Origin of the sequence: Yoonia sp. 2307UL14-13 (genome assembly GCF_037572755.1) — a bacterium.
In the GTDB taxonomy this organism is placed as follows: Bacteria; Pseudomonadota; Alphaproteobacteria; order Rhodobacterales; family Rhodobacteraceae; genus Yoonia.
In genome coordinates, this window is sequence record NZ_JBBIFZ010000001.1 from 592,633 (window position 1) to 612,411 (window position 19,779).

Annotated in this window: 23 protein-coding genes and 2 pseudogenes; 9 read left to right on the plus strand and 16 right to left on the minus strand. The window is 56.1% G+C overall.

The window, feature by feature from the left end; genetic code table 11:
* Positions 1-51 precede the first annotated feature (51 nt).
* The gene (gcvA, locus tag V8J85_RS03095; RefSeq protein ID WP_339952121.1) at positions 52-999 is read left to right on the plus strand and encodes a transcriptional regulator GcvA; all 948 of its coding nucleotides are present in this window, start codon (positions 52-54) and stop codon (positions 997-999) included.
* 256 nt (positions 1,000-1,255) lie between these two features.
* Here the strand turns inward: gcvA and V8J85_RS03100 are convergent.
* From V8J85_RS03100 to V8J85_RS03125, 6 genes and pseudogenes are all read right to left on the minus strand, one after another.
* Positions 1,256-2,448, minus strand: a pseudogene (locus V8J85_RS03100) (glycine C-acetyltransferase).
* 9 nt (positions 2,449-2,457) lie between these two features.
* On the minus strand, positions 2,458-3,348 hold the full coding sequence (locus tag V8J85_RS03105) for a glutathione S-transferase C-terminal domain-containing protein (RefSeq protein ID WP_339953061.1): 891 nt from the start codon (positions 3,346-3,348) through the stop codon (positions 2,458-2,460).
* A 9-nt stretch (positions 3,349-3,357) separates the two neighbouring features.
* Positions 3,358-4,323: a fumarylacetoacetate hydrolase family protein gene (locus V8J85_RS03110; protein WP_339952123.1), complete on the minus strand. Its 966-nt coding sequence runs from the start codon at positions 4,321-4,323 to the stop codon at positions 3,358-3,360.
* A 9-nt stretch (positions 4,324-4,332) separates the two neighbouring features.
* Positions 4,333-4,887: a VOC family protein gene (locus V8J85_RS03115; protein ID WP_339952125.1), complete on the minus strand. Its 555-nt coding sequence runs from the start codon at positions 4,885-4,887 to the stop codon at positions 4,333-4,335.
* Positions 4,884-5,438, minus strand: coding sequence for a GNAT family N-acetyltransferase (locus tag V8J85_RS03120; RefSeq protein WP_339952127.1), 555 nt, complete (start codon positions 5,436-5,438; stop codon positions 4,884-4,886). Before V8J85_RS03120 ends, V8J85_RS03115 begins: the two co-directional genes overlap by 4 nt.
* Entirely contained in the window at positions 5,435-5,968 is a 534-nt protein-coding gene (locus V8J85_RS03125; protein WP_339952129.1) for a nitroreductase family protein, read from the minus strand. Before V8J85_RS03125 ends, V8J85_RS03120 begins: the two co-directional genes overlap by 4 nt.
* Before the next feature lie 13 nt (positions 5,969-5,981).
* Here V8J85_RS03125 and V8J85_RS03130 point away from each other — a divergent pair, with 13 nt between their 5' ends.
* From V8J85_RS03130 to V8J85_RS03160, 7 genes are all read left to right on the plus strand, one after another.
* A complete protein-coding gene (locus tag V8J85_RS03130; protein ID WP_339952131.1) occupies positions 5,982-6,956 on the plus strand; it encodes a LysR family transcriptional regulator in 975 nt (324 codons plus the stop codon).
* A gap of 242 nt (positions 6,957-7,198) precedes the next feature.
* Positions 7,199-7,594: a RidA family protein gene (locus V8J85_RS03135; protein WP_339952133.1), complete on the plus strand. Its 396-nt coding sequence runs from the start codon at positions 7,199-7,201 to the stop codon at positions 7,592-7,594.
* Positions 7,595-7,625: 31 nt separating this feature from the next.
* The gene (locus V8J85_RS03140; protein WP_339952135.1) at positions 7,626-8,417 is read left to right on the plus strand and encodes an endonuclease/exonuclease/phosphatase family protein; all 792 of its coding nucleotides are present in this window, start codon (positions 7,626-7,628) and stop codon (positions 8,415-8,417) included.
* 268 nt (positions 8,418-8,685) lie between these two features.
* Complete coding sequence (gene thiD, locus V8J85_RS03145; protein ID WP_339952137.1) at positions 8,686-9,495, plus strand: bifunctional hydroxymethylpyrimidine kinase/phosphomethylpyrimidine kinase; 810 nt, start codon at positions 8,686-8,688, stop codon at positions 9,493-9,495.
* A gap of 291 nt (positions 9,496-9,786) precedes the next feature.
* Positions 9,787-10,650: an ATPase gene (locus V8J85_RS03150; protein WP_339952139.1), complete on the plus strand. Its 864-nt coding sequence runs from the start codon at positions 9,787-9,789 to the stop codon at positions 10,648-10,650.
* 36 nt (positions 10,651-10,686) lie between these two features.
* Positions 10,687-11,604, plus strand: coding sequence for a homoserine O-acetyltransferase MetA (gene metA, locus V8J85_RS03155; RefSeq protein WP_339952141.1), 918 nt, complete (start codon positions 10,687-10,689; stop codon positions 11,602-11,604).
* A complete protein-coding gene (locus V8J85_RS03160) occupies positions 11,594-12,595 on the plus strand; it encodes an alpha/beta fold hydrolase (RefSeq protein ID WP_339952143.1) in 1,002 nt (333 codons plus the stop codon). Before metA ends, V8J85_RS03160 begins: the two co-directional genes overlap by 11 nt.
* A 654-nt stretch (positions 12,596-13,249) precedes the next feature.
* On the opposite strand, the gene V8J85_RS03165 is transcribed toward V8J85_RS03160, so the two are convergent.
* The 3 genes and pseudogenes from V8J85_RS03165 to V8J85_RS20015 all read right to left on the minus strand — a co-directional run.
* Positions 13,250-13,504, minus strand: a complete 255-nt coding sequence (locus V8J85_RS03165; RefSeq protein ID WP_339952145.1) for a hypothetical protein — start codon at positions 13,502-13,504, stop codon at positions 13,250-13,252.
* A 241-nt stretch (positions 13,505-13,745) separates the two neighbouring features.
* Positions 13,746-13,886: a hypothetical protein gene (locus V8J85_RS03170; protein ID WP_339952147.1), complete on the minus strand. Its 141-nt coding sequence runs from the start codon at positions 13,884-13,886 to the stop codon at positions 13,746-13,748.
* A 223-nt stretch (positions 13,887-14,109) separates the two neighbouring features.
* Positions 14,110-14,259 (minus strand): annotated as a pseudogene (locus V8J85_RS20015) (RHS repeat-associated core domain-containing protein); the annotation flags it as partial.
* 227 nt (positions 14,260-14,486) lie between these two features.
* Here V8J85_RS20015 and V8J85_RS20020 point away from each other — a divergent pair.
* The gene (locus V8J85_RS20020) at positions 14,487-14,858 is read left to right on the plus strand and encodes a hypothetical protein (RefSeq protein ID WP_445285867.1); all 372 of its coding nucleotides are present in this window, start codon (positions 14,487-14,489) and stop codon (positions 14,856-14,858) included.
* Between the two features lie 36 nt (positions 14,859-14,894).
* On the opposite strand, the gene V8J85_RS20025 is transcribed toward V8J85_RS20020, so the two are convergent.
* The 7 genes from V8J85_RS20025 to V8J85_RS03205 all read right to left on the minus strand — a co-directional run bounded on the left by V8J85_RS20025 (position 14,895) and on the right by V8J85_RS03205 (position 19,777).
* Positions 14,895-15,179 carry a DUF6980 family protein gene (locus V8J85_RS20025; RefSeq protein ID WP_445285868.1) on the minus strand — a complete coding sequence of 95 codons (285 nt, stop codon included), beginning with the start codon at positions 15,177-15,179 and terminating at the stop codon, positions 14,895-14,897.
* Positions 15,179-16,231, minus strand: coding sequence for an RHS repeat-associated core domain-containing protein (locus tag V8J85_RS03180; RefSeq protein ID WP_339952151.1), 1,053 nt, complete (start codon positions 16,229-16,231; stop codon positions 15,179-15,181). Before V8J85_RS03180 ends, V8J85_RS20025 begins: the two co-directional genes overlap by 1 nt.
* Before the next feature lie 177 nt (positions 16,232-16,408).
* Positions 16,409-16,852, minus strand: a complete 444-nt coding sequence (locus V8J85_RS03185; RefSeq protein ID WP_339952153.1) for a hypothetical protein — start codon at positions 16,850-16,852, stop codon at positions 16,409-16,411.
* Between the two features lie 11 nt (positions 16,853-16,863).
* A complete protein-coding gene (locus V8J85_RS03190) occupies positions 16,864-17,922 on the minus strand; it encodes an RHS repeat domain-containing protein (RefSeq protein WP_339952155.1) in 1,059 nt (352 codons plus the stop codon).
* A 196-nt stretch (positions 17,923-18,118) separates the two neighbouring features.
* Entirely contained in the window at positions 18,119-18,370 is a 252-nt protein-coding gene (locus V8J85_RS03195) for a hypothetical protein (protein ID WP_339952157.1), read from the minus strand.
* Between the two features lie 27 nt (positions 18,371-18,397).
* Positions 18,398-19,468 (minus strand): RHS repeat domain-containing protein, encoded by a 1,071-nt coding sequence (locus V8J85_RS03200; RefSeq protein WP_339952159.1) that lies wholly within the window; start codon positions 19,466-19,468, stop codon positions 18,398-18,400.
* A 75-nt stretch (positions 19,469-19,543) separates the two neighbouring features.
* Positions 19,544-19,777 carry a hypothetical protein gene (locus V8J85_RS03205; protein WP_339952161.1) on the minus strand — a complete coding sequence of 78 codons (234 nt, stop codon included), beginning with the start codon at positions 19,775-19,777 and terminating at the stop codon, positions 19,544-19,546.
* Positions 19,778-19,779 lie beyond the last annotated feature (2 nt).

A 19,779-nucleotide genomic window follows, 5' to 3' on the forward strand; every position in this document is an offset into this window, starting at 1 on the left:
CCAAATCGGGCAAGTTTGGTAATCTCCGAAGGTTGAAACGCAGGATTTAACATGGCTGACCATCTACCACCGCTTGCAGCGCTTAGGGCATTCGAAGCCGTCGCGCGCCTTGGAAGCTTCACCGAGGCGGCGGGGGAGTTAAACCTGACCCAGACGGCCGTAAGCCATCAAATCAAGCTCTTGGAAGAGCGGCTGAATTGCCAGATGTTTTTCAGAATGAACAGAGCGATTGCCTTGACGCCGGAGGGCGAGGTCTACCTAGAGTCCGTTCGACCGTCATTGAAGGCACTTGAAGACGCCGGGCGCGCCGTCAAAGGTGCAACCGATGGTTCATCTCTTTCCATCAGCGTCTATCCGTCTTTTGCGGCGCGCTGGCTCGTACCCCGCCTGAACAGGTTTCAATCGCAGCACCCCGAGATCAGTATCAAGCTTGATATTTCCCAAGAACTTGAGGACCTACAGACCCGAAAATTCGATCTTTCAATTCGGTTCGGGCGAGGCAAATGGTCGGGACACAGGTCCACGAAACTGTTCGATGAAACCCTCCTACCGGTCGCGTCACCAACACTGTTGCGGGACAAACCGGTGACAAAACTCTCCGATCTGAGTGCACATGTCGCACTGCACGACGAAGCCTGTGATGGGTCTCAAGATGGCTGGACGACATGGCTTGCAGTGGCGGGAGAACCCGATCTGTCCTTCGCCGGGCATATGACATTCAGCGATAGTTTTTTATTGCTGGACGCAGCGGTGACAGGTCAGGGCATCGCCCTTGGCCGCGCAGTTCTGATCAGGGATGATTTAGAAGCGGGCCGGCTTGTCACGCTGCCGGGGCCACACCTCGAAGGGACGTACTCCTACTGGATGGTAGAACCGCATAGGCAAACTGAAGGGAGCAATGTTTTACTCTTCAAAGACTGGCTGACAGCTGAAACCAGAGCACAGCAGATGCGAAAAGATGCGCATTTGAAGCTTGTTGGTGAAGGCCGGGACAGGTAATGGCTGCGCCAGAAATCTCCACTGCTTTTGATGATGCTAGTCTTAGCTAGTCGATTTACTGAGTTCTTGAAAACAGACCTTGGCGCAGATGAAGCGAAAGTCCGGTTGGTCCCGCACTGCCGACCTTGGATGTCTACTGAGGCAACGCAGACTCAACGGAAAAGGTCAAATGTCGCTCTGAGCTCACTTCGACAGATGCTGCATCGCGCATGAATGGCGAGCATCCACGAAGAACTGCTTTGCAACCGTCGACGATTTAGCAGATCACTCCCAATTCACGACCTACGTCAGCGAACACATCAAGGGCTTTGTGAAGGTCAGTTTCGTTGAGAGCAGAGTTCATCGGGGTCCGAATTCGTGCTGTTCCCTTTGGCACCACCGGAAAGGAGAAAGCTGCGGCAAGAACGCCCCGTTCAAACAGCATCTGTGAGAATGTCTGTGCTGTATCTGCTTCCCCCAAATAAATGGGTACGATGGGATGTTCTGCGCCGCTGACAGCAAAACCCGCTTCGCTCAGGCCGCGCCACCACGTTGTTGCAAGGCGGAGCAGCTGATGTCGGCGCTCCGGCTCTTCCTCAATAATCTGGAGCGCTTCAAGCGACGCCGCACAGATCGAGGGTGGAAGCGCGTTAGAAAACAGATACGGACGTGATCGCCGGCGCAGCAGGTCAATGACGGGCTGTGGTCCTGCCACGTATCCCCCAAAGCGCCGCCCAATGCCTTTCCCAAAGTGCCGGTCAGTATGTCGACATTTTCAGCTACGTCGAAATGTTCATGACTGCCTCGACCACCCTCCCCCAGGATGCCGGTAGCATGGCAGTCATCTACCATGACGATTGCGTCATACTGGCCTGCCAACCGAACAATCTCTGGCAGCGGAGCGAGCGTTCCGTCCATGGAGAAAACGCCATCTGTTGCAATCATGACGTGGCGTGAATTGTCAGCGCGCGCATTCTTCAGGCATGTTTCCAGCTCATCCATGTCACGATTGGCATAGATGAAGCGTTTCGCTTTGCAGAGGCGGACATCGTCCACGATCGACGCATGATTGAGAGCGTCCGAGATGATCGCGTCTTGTGGGCCGAGTAGCGGTTCGAACAATCCGCCGTTCGCATCGAAACATGCCGCGTAGAGTATGGCATCGTCTTTTCCCAGAAAACGGGCGAGCTTTCGTTCTAGCGCGACGTGTAGATCATGCGTGCCGCAAATAAATCGCACACTTGCCGTGTCGTAACTACATTCTTCAAGCGCATCCTGTGCAGCCGTTACAAGGCGCGTTTCACCGGCAAGATCCAAATAATTGTTGGCGCAAAGGTTCATCACATCGGTCTCATTGATCCAGAAGTTTTTGCCTTGTGACGTCGCAATCGGCCTTGCTTCCTTCAAAAGACCATCCCTATTCAGTTCGGCTAAGGTGTCATGCACCTGAGTAAGAAACGCATCGCACATCTCTGATCCTCACCAATCTAGCATTGGTTGATCCGCCACAATCCCATGCGGGTTGTGGTCGCCGTCATTGAGGTAATAGCCGGACCGAATTTCATCAAAATTCACCGTCTTTCGCACATTCGGGAACCGATAGATATCTCGTGTGAAGTTCCACAGGTTTGGAAAATCCGTCAGCCTGTAGCGCGTGCAGCGAAAATGCGTCGCATACACGCTGTCAAAACGCACAAGTGTGGCGAATAGCCGGATATCAGGTTCCGTCAGATGGGTCGTGACCAGATACTTCCTGAACCTCAAGCGGTCTTCCAAGCTGTGCAAGGTGGTATAAACCAACGAGACCGCTTGGTCATATTCGTCCTGCCTTTGTGCCTTTCCAGCACGATAGACCGCGTTCGCAAGACCGCTGTGAATGCTCTCCAAAAGCGGGTCGATTTCATTAAGGTGCTCAGCTGGTCGCAAGTCGGTATCAGGGCCGGATACATCGAAGAACCGAAGGATAGAGGTGGACTCATTCGATATGATTTTGGAAGCCTTGCGGTCCCACAATAGAGGGACGGTCGCTCGACCTGTATAGTCGGGATCCGTCCGCCGATAGAGTTGGTGAACATACTCCTCACCACCTGCAAGTGGGCCGCTCTTTGCAAGCCGGTAGCCTTGCGTCCTTGGTCCGCTCGCTATGTGCATTGGAATTCGGTCACCAAGATCATTCAGCGCGTGGACAATCGTTGCAGCATGAGACCAAGGGCAACTCTGTGACGCGATGAAGATCAGATCGCCGGGACCAGTCGCTACACTTTCTGTCTCAGAGTCTAGGCTTTGCGGAAGCGTTGACGCCTGTCGACGATACCGACCATCCTGCATGGTTTCATCGGCTTCGTCAGTCCAGACCCCGTCGATCAGCATACCCACCGGTCAGACCTGCACGACGCGCTGACGGATCGCTCCAAAGACTGACTGTCCATTTGGATCAAGAACTTCGATCTGAACAGTGTCTCCGGTACTCAGAAATTGCGTTGTCGCCTCGCCAGTTTCGATCATCCGCTTCTCAGCCAGACAGCAAGACCCTTTGCTGTGATCCCGGTTCGACACCGTGCCCGAGCCAAGGATCGTGCCAGCTCTGAGGTTGCGTGTTTTGGCCGCGTGGCTGATCAGACGGGGGAAGTTGAACGTCATGTCCACGCCGCAGTCGGGATTGCCCATCAGCGTCTCGTTGAGATGACATTGAATGGGAAGGCACAGCTTGCCATCCTTCCAATGTTCGCCGAGAGCAGCAGGCGTGACCGCCACAGGTGAATAGGAATTTGCAACCTTGCTCTGGATAAAACCCACACCCTTAGCCAACTCGCCGGGAAGAATATTGCGCAGGGTCAAATCGTTTACCAACATCAGCAGCTTGATATGTCCTGCGGCTTGATCCTCACTGACGCCCACCGGCACATCGTCAAGTACCACGCAGACTTCGGCCTCAAGGTCTAACCCATGCTCTGGGTCAATCAGCTCCATGTCCGCGGTTGGTCCACGAAAATCATCGGAGGCCCCCTGGTGCATGGCGGGTTCGGTCAGCGCGTTCGGTGGCATGTCGGCACCACGCGCGCGGCGCGCAAGCTCCATGTGATGAATATATGCTCCGGCATCGAGCCATTGATATGCGCGTGGTAGGGGGGACGCTGCGCTATTGGCGTCAAAAGCAAAGCTGTCGACCTTTCCAGCCTCTAGATGGGCTGCCAATTTTTCCAGCTTTGGCTCGGTATTCGTCCAATCTTCCAAAGCGGTTTGTAAAGTAGGAGCGACACCTGATGCAAGGGTCGCTGTCTTGAGGTCGTGAGAGACAACGATCAACTTCCCGTCGCGACCTTCGTTGAGAGATGCAAGTTTCATAGTCTGTCCTTATGTTTGTGGGGGAGCGAATACGCTTGCGGCGGCTTCACCTGCCGCCAGCCGGACTGCCGCGTCCTCAAAGTCGATGTCGGCCCCGATTGGATCCCGTTCGAATGCACCCGTTGCAAACCACTCGTTCAAAGCTGCGATTGTCGGAAAATTATCCGCATAGAGCTCGATTTTGGTGCCGTCCGGATCAGGGTAGTAAAGCGAGGTGATCATGCCGTGGTTTGTGCTGCGGGCGGGAACGTGTCCCTTCGATTTCAACCGCGCATACTGAACCGCTAGATCATTGTGATCGCTGCATTTGAAGGCGATGTGGTCGACAAGCCGGTCTTCAGTCGCCGCAGGCGTACCCGCCTTACGTTTCGCGATGACCAAACGGTGATGAAATCCGTCGAAGGTCAGAAAGGCCAGCCGGTCTGTCTGAAGCACCATGTCCATTTCGAGAACTGCGCAATACCAGCTTGCGAGACGATCAACATCTTCCGTGATGAGCACGAAATGACCGAACTGTGGGGTCCAGCGAGACGCATCCCGTTCTGGGACATGTGCAGATTTCATTTCTTTGATCCTTTAATGTGTTGCCATCGATCGCGGTTCAACGCGCACCGAGTGAGTCCCGGTGGAAGCCGAAGCGCACCCACATCCAATCGCTCAAATCCCAGTTTGTTCAGAACGCGAAGGGACGCCGCATTCTGCGACTGGGCATGTGCGATAAGCGTGTCGTCCAGTAGCCTTTTAAATCCTGCGTCAATCATTGCGGTGGCGATTTCCGTGGCGATCCCACCGCCCCAGAATTTTGGACGAAGGCCGTAAGAGATTTCGACTAAGTCGGGTTGATCCGGCGCGTAGAGACGAAACCCACACTCACCGACAAAGATGTTTGAGCCGCGTTCGAACACGGCATAGAGGCCGAACCCACGCTTCTGCCAGAGGTCAACAAATGCCTTCAGTTGCTCTGCGGTTCCGGCCTTGTCCTGCACACCGATCTTGCGGGTCGTCATGACCTTGGGATCGCTATAGAGCACGTGCAGATCGTCGAGGTCGGCGAGTTCAAAGGGGCGAAGCCAGCACCGCTCGGTCTCGATCAACTCGGGCAGCAGCAGTATCATGCCTCTGTGCCCCGATGAAGCACGAAGACCTCATCATGCCCTTTCCTTACCCGGTGCGGCATATCGGGGGCTTGCCCCATGGCAGGACGGCCGATGGCAATCGCTGTGACCGGATCGATACCAGACGGAAGGTCAAGCAGACGCCGGCAGTCCGCCGGGAGAAACCCTTGCATCTGATGCAGTTGAAGGCCGCGCTCAAGGGCCGCGACCGTCATATGGGCTACGGCCTGGCCGGTGTCATAGAAGGCGTAGTCGTTTTTGAGCCCGTCGCGGTTGCGCTCTCGGCGTGCTACGCTGAAAATCAGGCCGGAGGCAGTCTCTGCCCATCCTCGATTGCCCTCGTTCAGCACGCTCAGAAACGATGCAAACGCGGCTTCGTTTTGCCGAAGCGCGATGTGAAATTTCCAAGGCTGCTCGTTGTAGGCTGAGGGTGCCCAAGCCGCAGCTTCCATGATGGATGCAACGTCAGCCTCATCAATCTCGGATTTGTCAAATTCCTTCGGGCTGAAACGTTTGCGCAGGTCGGTCATAGTCTTTCTCCAAATGAGTTGGGGAGACTGTACCTGTAAGGCTAAGAATTTCTGGACTATTTTAGGCTATTTTTGGTCTATTAATGTGACCATGAAAAATATACCGCTTAACCTGCTACGTACCTTCGCCGCAATTTACGAGACCGGTGGCATCCGTCCAGCTGCGCGTACCCTAGACGTCGCCCATTCTGCCGTGAGCCGCGCCTTGCGGGAGCTTGAGGCGCAACTGGATGTCGATTTGATTGAACGGGTAGAGGGACGGCGCATTCTCGAGTTCACCGAAGAGGGCAACAGAGTCGGGAGAGCTGCCTTAAAGGCTATTCGAGAATTAGAAAGAACCCTCGAAAGCGTGCGACGCATCAAAGGGAGAGCGTCGGTCGTTCTTGAAACCACGCCAAGCTTCGCCAGCAGATGGTTGTTTCCACGTCTCGGCGCGTTTGAGCAGGACTTGCCATGGATTGAACTGTCCGTCTCTGTCGACCAACGCATGTCACAGCCAGGACAATTGCGTGCGGATCTCGTGCTGCGAATGGGACAAGGACCATGGAACGGGTTCAGGTGCCACCCGCTATTGGACGATGAACTGATCGCTGTTGCCAGTCCGAGGTATATGAAATCTGTGAAGGGGAAACTTGCCCTCTCCAAGTGCCAGCTCCTGCATGATCGCGATCCTCTTGCAAGTTGGACGATCTGGCAGGATCGCTATCAGGAGTTGGGCGGCAACTTGAATGAGGGGCCGCGCTATACATCCGGTGATTTGGTGTTGCGCGCCGCTGAACAAGGTTTGGGGGTCGCGCTGTCACGACGCTCTTTGGCTGCGGAGAGCCTGGAGCGAGGCTTGATCGTTGATGTCGCTGACCCCAAATCCGTTCCTTTAGAAAACTCTATCTGGATCGTGACACCTCAAGACTTGCCACTCCGTAAACCGGTGCAGAAAGTCGTGGACTGGCTGAAGGAGCAAGTCGCTTGCCAAAGACACTCGCGGTGATGTCGGAAACTACCATGAACCAGTCATTGGCGCAGCTGCGACGAAAGTCTGGGGTGTCGCGCGCTGCAGCCCTTGGATGGCCGCGGAATTTGCGTCTGCCTAACGAAAGGGCCGGATGACGGCTTTGAGTCCAAACCACCCAAGTTGCTGCACCGAGGCGAATGTCGCCAGTCGAGTTTGAGCAAGAAACGGGTTGCGTAGCCGACTTGATGTCTCAAGGTGCGCAAAAACTTGGAGGCATTATGCGCAAGATATTCTCAGCACCCGCGTTTTCTCATTTTCACGATGAATGGCATCTGGCTCCCGGTCTCGACACTGGCAAATACGTCTTCTTCTCAGGCGTAACGGGGTGTCGGCCTGATGGAACAGTCGCGCATGACCCAGAGGAGCAGTTCAGCGACGCCTTCACATTTCTCGGAGAGACGCTCAGTGCTGGAAACTTGGATTGGACCGATATTGTCGAGATGACGACCTACCACGTCGATCTTCGAAAGCACCTCGACGCGTTCATCAAAGTCAAAGACGCCTTCATCGTCGCGCCCTATCCTGCTTGGTCCTGCATCGGAACCACGGAGCTGATCACCGAGGGGACACTGGTGGAAATCCGCATTATCTGCCAACGTGTTGGAAATACTTGACGCGAAAGGTTGGGGTGCGGCTTTGAAGGTGATGTGTCTGAACGGCTGGGGTGGAAAGCTCCATGAGGCACTACTGCCATACCTCGCCGGGACGGCTCCCGATATTTTGTGCTTGCAGGAGGTCATCCACAGTCCGGAATCCGAAAAAGACTGGCTGACTTATCGGGACGGCGATCACATCCTGCCGCAACGCGCCAATATGTTTCGCGACGTTAGCCTTGTTCTCCCAGAGCATGTCGCGATCTTTTGTCCGGCGGCCCAAGGGGTCCTTTGGGACGATAATACCTCGATCCCATCGCAATGGGGTCTGGCGACATTCGTGCATCACTCTTTTCCGATCATCGGACAGGTGCAGGGGTTCGTACACAAAGATTACTCGCCCGTCGGTTACGGCGAGCACCCGCGCTCACGTAGCGCGCATGGTGTGCGGGTATGGGACTATGACTCCAACCGAGCCCTCAGCATCACCCACATGCATGGTCTACGCGACCTGAATGGGAAAGTGGATACGCCAGAGCGAGCGCAGCAAGCGCGTAAGCTGCTCGACATGTCGCGCAACCTGACGGAGCCGGACGATCTCACGGTGATCTGCGGTGACTTCAATGTCGAGCCCGATAGCGAAACGCTTTCGATCCTCGGCAGTGCCGGACTGACCGAACTGGTGACGGGGCGGGGCTTCGACAGCACACGCAACTCGCAATACAAAAAACCAGGGCGCTTTGCCGACTACATGCTAATCGACCAAGAAAATGCAGTGAGGGCGTTCGACGTTATCCACGATCCTGAAGTTTCGGATCACTGCCCGCTTGTTCTGGAAATTTAGCTCACTCCAAAAAGCGGACATTCAAGCTGAAACGTCGAAAGGCCGCTCTGTCCCGCATCTTCCGCATTCATCAATAAAATGTTCAACGGAAGGCATCATAGGCAGACCCGCCATTCGCGGCGCGACCCGTACCATCTCAGCGAAACCCAATAACGCCGACCCAAAACGAACCCCACCAACCATAACCCGACGTTCCCAACAGATTGCAAAGCGGTGCGGAAAGGGGCACGTAACGCATAGCCGACACAACGTGTGAAAGGGCCCTCACATGATCCCCAACATCCTTTCCATCGCCGGGTCCGATCCCTCGGGCGGCGCGGGCATTCAGGCGGATATCAAGGCGATTTCGGCCAATGACGGCTATGCCATGGCCGTGATTACCGGCCTGACCGCGCAGAACACGCAAGGGGTAACCGCCGTTGATATGGTCAGCCCTGCGATGATCACGGCCCAGATCAAGGCGATCCGCGACGATATCCGCATCGATGCGATCAAGATCGGGATGTTGGGGGATGCCGTAACGATCGCGACAGTGGTAGAGGCCCTGGAAGGGGTCAACGCCCCGATCATCCTCGACCCCGTCATGGTCGCCAAAGGCGGTGACCGCCTGCTCGCGGCCGAGGCTGTGACCGCGCTGCGCGATACGCTCTTGCCCCGCGCCACAGTCATCACGCCGAACCTGCCCGAGGCGGCGGACCTTCTGGGCGAGGGCGAGGCGTCCGATACAAATACGATGCAAATCCAAGGGCAGGCGTTGCGCGATCTTGGCTGCAAAGCCGTGCTGATCAAGGGTGGCCACCTTGGTGATGCCGACGCCACCGACCTTTTGATCACCGATGACGGCATGACCACGCTGACAGCGACACGACACCGGACCAAGAACACCCATGGCACCGGCTGCACGCTTTCCAGCGCGCTTGCCACGCAAATCGGCCACGGCCATCCGCTGCCGGACGCCGCGCAGCGGGCCAAGGCCTATATCAGCGGCGCCATCGCAAAGGCCGATCAGCTGAGTGTCGGCCACGGCCACGGGCCCGTTCACCACTTCCACGCGCATCAGGACCGCACGGGCGATTAAGGGCATCCTCAGCAATTTCCGGGTAGCTGGCGAAACGTTAACAAATCGCCCCAGAACCGCGCGCCCGGGTCCGATGAAATTCCGATAGAATTCCGATGGTTTTCCGATAGGCGGAATCGGTATATTATGATTTTAAAACAGAAGCTTACGTGTTCACTGGGAAATTATGACCCGAATTGCACAACCAGATCGCCTTAAACGTGTAGGGTTGGGCGTAAAACGAGGCATCATCTGCGTGATAAGTCACTGAAAAGGCTGGCATCCACCGAAAACACACCGTACGAAGCGGAGATGATCTACAAAACCGCCTCTGCCTGGCGCAACGCGCCGCAAAAAAGGGTCCTGCTTTTCGCAATGTCAGGCCTCGGTAAAACCTATCTGTCCAAAATGCTGCGCGACAATGGGGACTGGTTTCACTACTCCATCGACTACCGGATCGGCACCCGCTACATGGGCGAAAAGATCGCCGATAACGCCAAGCAAGAGGCGATGAAGGTCCCGTTCCTGCGCGATCTTCTGCGGTCGAACAGCATCTATATCGGATCGAACATCTCTTTCGATGACCTCAAACCCATGTCGTCCTACCTCGGCAAACCGGGCGATCCTGACAAAGGCGGGCTGGCATGGAAGGAATACACCCGCCGCCAGGACGAATTCCAAGCCGCTGAAATCGCAGCACTTTATGATACCGGCCACTTTATCGACCGGGCGCAGGCGCTCTACCAATACCCGCATTTCATCTGCGACACGGGCGGGTCGATCTGCGAATGGGTGGACCCGCATGACCCAAACGACCCGATCCTGACCGACCTTTCCAGCAAGACCCTGATGGTCTGGATCAAAGGCGCCGAAGACCACACCGCCGAACTCATCCGTCGCTTCGACCGCGAGCCCAAGCCGATGTCCTACGACCCGGCTTTCCTTCTGGCGACATGGCAGGCCTACCTGACCGAGTTCAACGTCGCCCCGGACAAGGTCGACCCCGACGATTTCATCCGCTGGGCCTTTGCCAAGGCGCTTGCCCACAGACAGCCCCGCTATAAGGCCATGGCCGACAAATGGGGGATCACCGTGCCGATGGACGCGGTCACGCAAGTTCACGATCCGGAGGGCTTTGTCGGCATGATCGCTGACGCCCTTGAGATGCGCGGCTAAGCCGCCTATCTCTTTCCACGCGATCAGGAGCCACCGATGCCCATCAAACTACCCGCCGCACTTCCTGCCTATAATGTCCTTTCCAAAGAAGGGGTTATGGTGCTGGATGAAGTCGCCGCCGCCCGCCAGGATATCCGCCCCTTACGGATCGCGCTGCTGAACCTGATGCCCAAGAAGATCCAGACTGAAAACCAGTTTGCGCGGCTGATCGGGGCCACACCGTTGCAGATCGAGCTGTCGCTTATCCGTATGTCCGAACACCGGACGAAAAACACCGCCGCCGCCCACATGGCCGAATTCTATCGCCCCTTCAGCGATGTTCGCGAAGAAAAATTCGACGGGCTGATCATCACCGGTGCCCCGATCGAACACCTGCCGTTCGAAGAGGTCACCTATTGGGACGAACTGACCCAGGTCTTCGACTGGACCCAGACGAACGTGCATTCTACGTTCGGCGTCTGTTGGGGCGGCATGGCGATGATCAACTACTTCCACGGGGTTAAAAAACATATCCTCGACCACAAGGCCTTTGGCTGTTTCCGGCATCGGAACACAGCGCCTGCATCGCCTTATCTGCGTGGGTTTTCAGACGATTGCGTGATACCTGTCAGCCGCTGGACCGAGATGCGGCAGAACGAAATCGACACAGCCACAGGCCTCAAAACCCTGATCACCAGCGATGAGGCCGGGCCGTGTCTTGTCGAAGATCAGGCGCACAGGGCGCTCTATATCTTCAACCACCTCGAATATGACAGCGGGACACTGAAGCAGGAATACGACCGGGACATCGAGAACAATACGCCCATCAATGTGCCAATGAATTACTATCCCGGTGATGACCCAACGGAAGAACCGCAAAACAGGTGGCGAAGCCACGCGCATCTTCTATATGGCAACTGGATCAACGAGATTTACCAGACCACACAGTTCGAGTTGGATAAAATTGGCACGTAGAGCATTCACCATCACCGCCGCCGCCATTGGCCTCGGGGCCGTTTTGACAGGCTGTGGCGCGCAGTACCGCGCAACCCAGGCCGAACAGGACTTCCCGCCATCGGGCAATTTTGTCGACGTTGGCGGAGCCAAGGTGCACTACGTGCAAGACGGCTCTGGCCCGCATGTCGTCCTGCTGCACGGTGCAGGCGGAAACCTGCGTGACTTCACCTTCGACCTGATGGGGCGACTGACCGACCGCTACACGGTGACCGCCTTTGACCGGCCCGGTCTTGGCTATACCGACAGGGTCCCCGGTACGGCAACCGGCCCGACCGCAACCGAGGGCGAGGGCCCCATCGCACAGGCCCGCATGCTGCGTGCCGCGGCAGAGGCGCTGGACATCACCGACCCGATCGTGGTCGGTCATAGCTTTGGCGGGATCGTTGCCTATGGCTGGGCGGTCGACGGGCTGGATCAGGACAGCCCTGCAAATGCCGGCGCGGTGGTGTCGCTGGCCGGGGTAACGATGCCCTGGCCTGGTGGGCTGGGGTCATACTACACCGTCAATGGCAGCCCCTTCGGCGGGGTCGTCACGATTCCTTTGATCTCTGCCTTGGTCCCCGAGAGCGTGATCCGCGACCGGCTTGAGGGTACTTTCGCCCCGCAACCCGCCCCCGCAGGCTATGCCGATCATATCGGCGCCCGGCTGACCTTGCGGCCCGAAAACTTTCGCGCCAATATCCGGCAGGTCAATACGCTGCGACCCAAAGTCGTCGAGATGTCGGCCCGCTACCCCGAACTGACCCTCCCGATCGAGATCGTGCACGGCACCGCCGATGATACCGTGCCGATCCACATCCATGCCGAAGAGGTGATCAAGATCGTCCCCTCAGCCAACCTCGACCGGCGCGAAGGGATCGGCCACATGCCGCACCATGCCGAGCCCGAAGTGGTGGTGCAGGCCATCGACAAGGCGGCTGAGAGGGCAGGAATCCGTGCCCGTAACTGAACATAGACGGATCTATTGGTGACGACCCGTGGCAACCGAAGACATCCCCCAGCTGCCGCGTCCTGGATCGCGTGGATCGTCTGTCCGTTCTGGACCTGGCGGTTGATGACCTGCTGGCCGAGGTGGTTGTAGGCATACTCCGCGAAGACCACGCCGTTGACCGCGAAGGACGCCATCCGGTTGGCCGCGTCATATGTGTAGCCATAGTCCCGTGCGCCGATCTTGTCGGAGATGACGTTGCCTGCGCCGTCATAGAGGAACCGGCGGGCGTTGCCAGTGGCGAGGTCGACGCGGTCGAACTGATTCGTGTCGGACCAGTAGGTGTATGTGTCGGCAACGGAGATTCCACCTGTGAGGGTGCTCTGTTCCCGCCGGTTGCCGACGCTGTCGTGGAGGCAGTCGAGCTCGTCCCAGGCGCCGTCAGCTGAGGCGAGGAACTCCCGATCGGACGTGGTGAAGGGTCGATTTTGGCGGAGAGGTTAACGTAAAATTTTGGGGAGAAACGAGTGTCGGATAAGCGTCGGACTTTTGTCGGACATCGGTATGGCAGCGGGGACAGCGTGGGGCGGGTTAATGCGGCGAGGGGAGAAGTGTTAATGGATGTTTAGGATTATGGACGTTGTCAGATATAGGAGTTGGCCCATACCGTAACTGTTAGGTTCCCATGGCCACCTCATCAACCCATACGGCCAGCACAAATAGAATTGACATCGCCGCAAGAAGTCCAAAAAAGTACTTGAAGTGGATCACTCCTTTTTCCAGTGGTACGAATAGCGCAACGAAACTTGCTATCATAGTCCCTAAGAAAGACACGCTCATACAAATAATTATCGCAAAAAGAAAACCATTTAGAGCGCTGTCAATATTTGACGCTGCGCGACCAATGTATGAGCTCATCGTGTCTGACATGATATAGTAAATCGACAGATAATAGTACTCTGTCAAAAGGACCACGACCGACATTATTCGGTACAGCATTGTCCACCTGTCATCAATGGTCTCACTTTGTAGTAATCATTCTCTCTCCCAAGACGAATTGCGAGGTCATATGGCTGAACATCATGTCTCCAATGTTGACCCACGGAAGGTGGGTCATCAGGCCAGTTAGGCAAATATCGATCAGCGGTTCCCGCAGCAGGAGCCTGGGTCATCAAACGGCCATTTCGATCATAAACACACTGCCTTCTGGCGCCGCTTCCATCAGGCGAGGGTTTTCGTATCTCTTGATATCCGCCAGCATGATATCTTTCGCTGGACGGTCTTGGGTTGGTCCATCCATCACCACGATCATTTATGTTACATGGGCATGGCTCGGGAAGGTTATTGTGCCAACCCATATCGCCACGTTCCAAATCCAACCAAGAGTCGAAAAGCTCGTTATAGCGATTGTCCCATCTTCTTGGAACGTAGCCCGAGTCGTTGTTTAGCTTTGTTCGGGCGTCATCAAGAGTGAACAGTCCCCAAGGATCCACATGCCGCCCCGGGTTCTGCAGCGCATACCCATAGATCGCCGGTCCATCCACCAGCCCCAACGGATCGGCCTGCATGTACCGCCCGGTTGTCGGGTTATAGTCCCGCATCCAGTTTTGGTGCAGCCCGGTCTCGCTTTGGAACCATTGGCCGGGGAAGCGCAGGTCGGGGTTGGGGCCTGAGGATGCCTGCACGCCGCCGAAGGGCAGGTAGCCGCCGTCCAGACCTTAGCACCCGTATCATCCGTCGCAAAGACAGGTCGTCCGATGTGGTCGGTGCGGACGTAGCAGAGCGCTCCATTTTCGACCACGCCGACGATTTGCGCATTGGCCCAGATATATTCCGGGATCAGGGTGCTCGTGCCGCTGGCGTCGTTGTAGAGGTACTCGGCGATCCGTTGGCCTGCGGCGTCTTGGATTGAGTGGATCGTCTGCCCGTTCTGGACCTGCCGGTTCACCACCTGCTGGCCGAGGTGGTTGTACTCATATTCCGCGAAGACAACACCGTTGACCGAGAAGGACGCCATCCGGTTGGCGGCGTCGTAGGTGTAGCCGTAATCACGCGCGCCGACCTTGTCGGAGATGACGTTGCGGGCGGCGTCATAGAAGAACTGGCGGGCGTTGCCCGTGGCGAGGTCTATGCGGTCAAGCTGGTTGCTGTCGGCCCAGTAGGAATAGGTGTCGGCGATGGAGACGCCGCCCGAAAGCGTGCTTTGCTCGCGGCGGTTGCCGACGCTGTCATAGAGCCAATCGATCTTGCCCAAGGCGCCATCGGCTTAGGTGGTATAAGGTGAAAGCGGAGTATTACTCACTTATATGCTAGACTTGCACTACAGTTTCCGTTTGATCCACCAGTTCTCAGACCAAAATTCGCTGGGCACTTTAGTCCTATCTTCGCCAAAAGGATCGAACAACCTTAGACTATCGAGTTCTTCGATCCATTTTTGGAGCAGATCGTCAGGAAATCTACAGCCACACCAAGGGCAAAACTTGATAGTTTGGACAGATGTTTTGTGTCGTACATCAATCGAGTACTCTCGAATGAAGTCTCTGTAGCTTATCGCCACTTCTTGGCTTTCCAGATGCTTTTTAAGCTCATCACAACAATAGTTCATTAACGTAGATCCTGTTCACGCCTCCCTGGAACTGGAGGCTTAATCTGTCGTCCAGTATGTCCATCCACGGCACCAAGATGCCGACCGTTCCGGTCAAAAACCTCTATCTCACAGTAATGCAGGTAGTCCCATTTGTAATACTTAAGTCTTCGTCCACTCCCGCTGCTCCGGTACGGGCCACCTCTGACATTGTTCAGGCTATTCCAAAATGCGGCATTCGCGGGAGTGCATTCTTCATCGCATTCGTCCTCATCATCGGTCGGAACCGGCGGAATTGGGGGAATTGGAATACCCGGCCCAGTTCGACCTGAGCCTGAACTTGGCGCAGGTGCGGGGCTTGGAGAAGGGCTGGTTGTACTTCCGGGTTTAGGACCCGACGTCGGCGGCGCTGGCGATGGTGAGAACTTATTGCGGCCCCACAGCATATCCCACAGAGAACGGCTGTTCCAACTCGGTGAAATTGGAATACCTCCATGGCCGCGGCCACCACCGCCATCTGCAATGACGAGTGTGCCCCTCGGATCAACGTACCTTCCGGGATTCTGCAGCGCGTACCCATAGATCGCCGGTCCATCGACCAACCCCAACGGATCGGCCTGCATGTATCGCCCGGTTGTCGGATCGTAGTCGCGCATCCAGTTTTGATGCAGGCCGTTCTCGCTTTGGAACCACTGTCCCGGGAAGCGCAGGTCGGGGTTGGGGCCGCTGGACGCTTCCACCCCGCCGAAGGGCAGGTAGCTGGCCGTCCAGACCTTCGCCCCCATGTCGTCCGTCGCAAACACCGGCCGCCCGATGTGGTCGGTGCGGACGTAGTAGAGCGCTCCGTTTTCGACCACGCCGACGATCTGCGCGTTCGCCCAGATGTATTCGCGGATGAGGGTGCTGGTGCCGCTCGCGTCGTTGTAGAGATACTCGGCGATCCGTTGGCCCGCTGCGTCGTGGATCGAATGGATCGTCTGCCCATTCTGGACCTGCCGGTTGATGACCTGCTGGCCGAGGTGGTTGTACTCATATTCCGCGAAGACCACGCTGTTGACCGCGAACGACGACATGCGATTGGCCGCGTCGTAGGTGTAGCTGTACTCCCGCGCGCCGACCTTGTCGGAGATGACGTTGCCTGCGCCGTCGTAGAGGAACTGGCGGGCGTTGCCGGTGGCGAGGTCGACCCGGTCGAGCTGGTTGCTGTCGGCCCAGAATGTCTATGAGGTTGTGGTCAGGCTTAGTCGACATTACCCCTCTGAAAGTACACGATTTTTTTTCAGCCGCTCTAGCAAACGATGCAGTTTCTCCTCATCGATAGCCTCTCGCATTATTGTTTTGTACCGCTCGACCCACATCAGATAGCCGTCGGTTTTGCTCTCTCGCCTGTAGAAAAACAGGCACGAATATTGATACAATTTAGCAAAATCCTCGGAGGCGACCTTGGAAAAACGCGAAAATGTTTCAATAAAATGAGGTGTGTGACCGATCTTATAAGCTAGATCTAGTATCCACTCATCTTCTATCTTAAGATCCGACGTATTTTGAAGCTCTACCTCCGTTTCAGTTCGAATAGCTGCGGCTACACTTGCCAGTTCAGACAAGGCGTCAACGCTGATTTGCGCCTCTGGATCAGCATGCTCAATTTCCTCCAATAATAGGCGTAGACGAGATCTTAGGTGCCGAATCTTCATTATTGAACCTCTCAGTTGCTTACTAGCCGAGGAAATGGCCAATGGCCATTTGGCTGACCGCCGCCGCCTCTGGGGTTAGATGGTCGGCCCGGATTTACGACTGGGGGAGGCAAGTTATCGTACCAACGTCTTTCATTATCATGGGGTATGTGACGATCGTCAGGGTCAAAATCTTCCTCTTCTGACCATTCGGGTACGGTATCAGCTTCACCGCGAACACAACGATCTCTGCGTATACCTGCTCGATCTAGGCAACCTCGCAGATTCTTGATTTTGCCTTCGTCATGCAATCTGTAGCATCTGTCGCGCTCGCGATCTTCACGATCATAGCAATCACTTCTGTCGGCAGCGCAATGTAAAAAACTATCGTCTTCGTTGGGTAGTGGGTAAGGGTTCTTGGCTCCAACGGCGCTAAGACCTCTTGGATCAACATACCGCCCGGGGTTCTGCAAAGCATACCCGTATATCGCTGGTCCATCCACAAGCCCCAACGGATCCGCCTGCATGTACCGCCCAGTGGTCGGATCATAATCCCGCATCCAGTTTTGGTGCAGGCCGTTTTCGCTTTGGAACCATTGGCCGGGGAACCGGAGGTCAGGGTTGGGGCCAGATGACGCCTGCACGCCGCCAAACGGCAGGTAGCTGGCCGTCCAGACTTTCACACCCGTGTCGTCCGTCGCAAAGACCGGCCGTCCGATGTGGTCGGTGCGGACGTCGTAGAGGGCTCCGTTTTCGACCACCCCCACGACCATCGCATTCGCCCAGATGTATTCGCGGATCAGGCTGCTTGTGCCGCTGGCCTCGTTGTAGAGATACTCGGCGATCCGCTGCCCTGCGGCGTCGTGGATCGAGTGGATCGTCTGGCCGTTCTGGACCTGACGGTTGATGACCTGCTGGCCGAGGTGGTTGTATGCGTATTCCGCAAAGACCACGCCGTTGACGGAGAACGAGGACATCCGGTTCGCCGCGTCGTAGGTGTAGCCGTAGTCCCGCGCGCCGATCTTGTCGGAGATGACGTTGCCTGCGCCGTCATAGAGGAACTGGCGGGCGTTGCCGGTGGCGAGGTCCACCCGGTCAAGCTGGTTGCTGTCGGCCCAGTGAGAATAGGTGTCGGCGATGGAGACTCCACCGGACAGCGTGCTCTGTTCGTGGCGGTTGCTGACGCTGCCGCAGAGCCAGTCGACGCTCCACGGGCGACATCGGCGGAAGTTAGGAATGCACGGTTGGAATGAATGAAGATCGGGTCTGGTAAAGGCTATATTTGGCCTAAAATTTTACTTCGTTCTTTAGTCTGACGCGATAGATTTTCTTGATATTCTTATAGTTTATGCGATCTGCATCAGTCATCATAGCTGAAGTGTCGGCCCAGTTCTCGAAAACTATCAGATCAATGCCGACATCCGGCAGTCTTTTCCGTATTTCTGAAGATAAGTCCGGCGGCAATGACCTCATCTCACGATTTCTGACATCGTTGGAGAGCCAGCGATAGACATTCCGAATTAGATCAAAGTCATCCATTGCTTTATCCTTTGGAAGAAGTGTGCATCATTGACCTATTAACAGGGGGGAAGGGAAAGGTAGCGGGCTGCCGCCACCTGGTCCACGGGGCGTAGTTCGGGGGCGAGGCGGAATAATTACTGGCGGAACCGGGGGTATCTTATCCAACCAATCATTTCCGCCTTCGGGCGCCTGCCGTTCTGTTCCTGATCCTCGATTTGGATCAAGGGGGATTGGTGGTACAGAAGGTCGGCCACTTCCCGGTGGAGCACAGATCTCATTATATTTTTCTGCTGCCTCATTGAAGGCTTCAATACTTGGCCAATGTTCACCACCAAGACCTATGAGATCATCGTATAACTCCATCAAATCTTCGAACCATTCTCGACATGGGTCATCGTCCGTTACGCAATGCAACATTTCGTCGTTGAAGTTTTGTGGTTGTATCGGTCGTGCTATACTCAGACCCATTGGATCAACATACCGGCCTGGGTTCTGCAGTGCATATCCATAGATTGCTGGTCCATCCACCAGCCCCAACGGGTCCGCCTGCAGATACCGCCCGGTTGTTGGATCGTAGTCCCGCATCCAGTTTTGATGCAGTCCGTTCTCCGATTGGAACCACTGCCCGGGGAAGCGCAGGTCGGGGTTTGGTCCTGAGGACGCTTCCACCCCACCGAATGGCAGGTAGCTGGCTGTCCAGACCTTGGCCCCGGTGTCGTCTGTCGCAAAGACAGGCCGTCCGATATGGTCGGTGCGGACGTAGTAGAGCGCTCCGTTTTCGACCACGCCGACGATCTGCGCGTTCGCCCAGATGTATTCGCGGATGAGGGTGCTGGTGCCGCTCGCGTCGTTGTAGAGATACTCGGCGATCCGTTGGCCCGCTGCGTCGTGGATCGAATGGATCGTCTGCCCATTCTGGACCTGCCGGTTGATGACCTGCTGGCCGAGGTGGTTGTACTCATATTCCGCGAAGACCACGCCGTTGACAGCGAAAGACGCCATCCGGTTGGCCGCGTCGTAGGTGTAGCCATAGTCCCGCGCGCCGATCTTGTCGGAGATGACGTTGCCTGCGGTGTCGTAGAGGAACTGGCGGGCGTTGCCGGTGGCGAGGTCCACCCGGTCAAGCTGGTTGCTGTCGGCCCAGTAGGAGTAGGTGTCGGCAATCGATGCATCGAAACAATTTACAAGGACTTACATTTTATCGATCATTACAGAGCCTTTTGAATTTACAGTTTTCCGCACTTGAACAAGCGCACCGGCATCAGTTTGAACCATTACACCCGATTGAAGGTAGGACCACTCAGACAAATTGAAGTTTGGTACCGATTTTTCACTATCCAAACACATCACTACCGTTCCGACGTCTCCGCCGTCGAGCACAACTCGATCACCTACGTCTATTTCTGTACCATCAACGTAGTTCACAG

What these genes read in the sequence shown, in the direction of transcription:
- gcvA (WP_339952121.1), top strand. Translation starts at nt 52, where the DNA reads ATGGCTGACCATCTACCACCGCTTGCAGCGCTTAGGGCATTCGAAGCC.
- V8J85_RS03105 (WP_339953061.1), bottom strand. Translation starts at nt 3,348, where the DNA reads ATGCTGATCGACGGGGTCTGGACTGACGAAGCCGATGAAACCATGCAG.
- V8J85_RS03110 (WP_339952123.1), bottom strand. Translation starts at nt 4,323, where the DNA reads ATGAAACTTGCATCTCTCAACGAAGGTCGCGACGGGAAGTTGATCGTT.
- V8J85_RS03115 (WP_339952125.1), bottom strand. Translation starts at nt 4,887, where the DNA reads ATGAAATCTGCACATGTCCCAGAACGGGATGCGTCTCGCTGGACCCCA.
- V8J85_RS03120 (WP_339952127.1), bottom strand. Translation starts at nt 5,438, where the DNA reads ATGATACTGCTGCTGCCCGAGTTGATCGAGACCGAGCGGTGCTGGCTT.
- V8J85_RS03125 (WP_339952129.1), bottom strand. Translation starts at nt 5,968, where the DNA reads ATGACCGACCTGCGCAAACGTTTCAGCCCGAAGGAATTTGACAAATCC.
- V8J85_RS03130 (WP_339952131.1), top strand. Translation starts at nt 5,982, where the DNA reads ATGAGTTGGGGAGACTGTACCTGTAAGGCTAAGAATTTCTGGACTATT.
- V8J85_RS03135 (WP_339952133.1), top strand. Translation starts at nt 7,199, where the DNA reads ATGCGCAAGATATTCTCAGCACCCGCGTTTTCTCATTTTCACGATGAA.
- V8J85_RS03140 (WP_339952135.1), top strand. Translation starts at nt 7,626, where the DNA reads ATGTGTCTGAACGGCTGGGGTGGAAAGCTCCATGAGGCACTACTGCCA.
- thiD (WP_339952137.1), top strand. Translation starts at nt 8,686, where the DNA reads ATGATCCCCAACATCCTTTCCATCGCCGGGTCCGATCCCTCGGGCGGC.
- V8J85_RS03150 (WP_339952139.1), top strand. Translation starts at nt 9,787, where the DNA reads ATGATCTACAAAACCGCCTCTGCCTGGCGCAACGCGCCGCAAAAAAGG.
- metA (WP_339952141.1), top strand. Translation starts at nt 10,687, where the DNA reads ATGCCCATCAAACTACCCGCCGCACTTCCTGCCTATAATGTCCTTTCC.
- V8J85_RS03165 (WP_339952145.1), bottom strand. Translation starts at nt 13,504, where the DNA reads ATGTCAGACACGATGAGCTCATACATTGGTCGCGCAGCGTCAAATATT.
- V8J85_RS03170 (WP_339952147.1), bottom strand. Translation starts at nt 13,886, where the DNA reads ATGATCGTGGTGATGGATGGACCAACCCAAGACCGTCCAGCGAAAGAT.
- V8J85_RS20025 (WP_445285868.1), bottom strand. Translation starts at nt 15,179, where the DNA reads ATGAACTATTGTTGTGATGAGCTTAAAAAGCATCTGGAAAGCCAAGAA.
- V8J85_RS03180 (WP_339952151.1), bottom strand. Translation starts at nt 16,231, where the DNA reads ATGTCGTCGTTCGCGGTCAACAGCGTGGTCTTCGCGGAATATGAGTAC.
- V8J85_RS03185 (WP_339952153.1), bottom strand. Translation starts at nt 16,852, where the DNA reads ATGAAGATTCGGCACCTAAGATCTCGTCTACGCCTATTATTGGAGGAA.
- V8J85_RS03195 (WP_339952157.1), bottom strand. Translation starts at nt 18,370, where the DNA reads ATGGATGACTTTGATCTAATTCGGAATGTCTATCGCTGGCTCTCCAAC.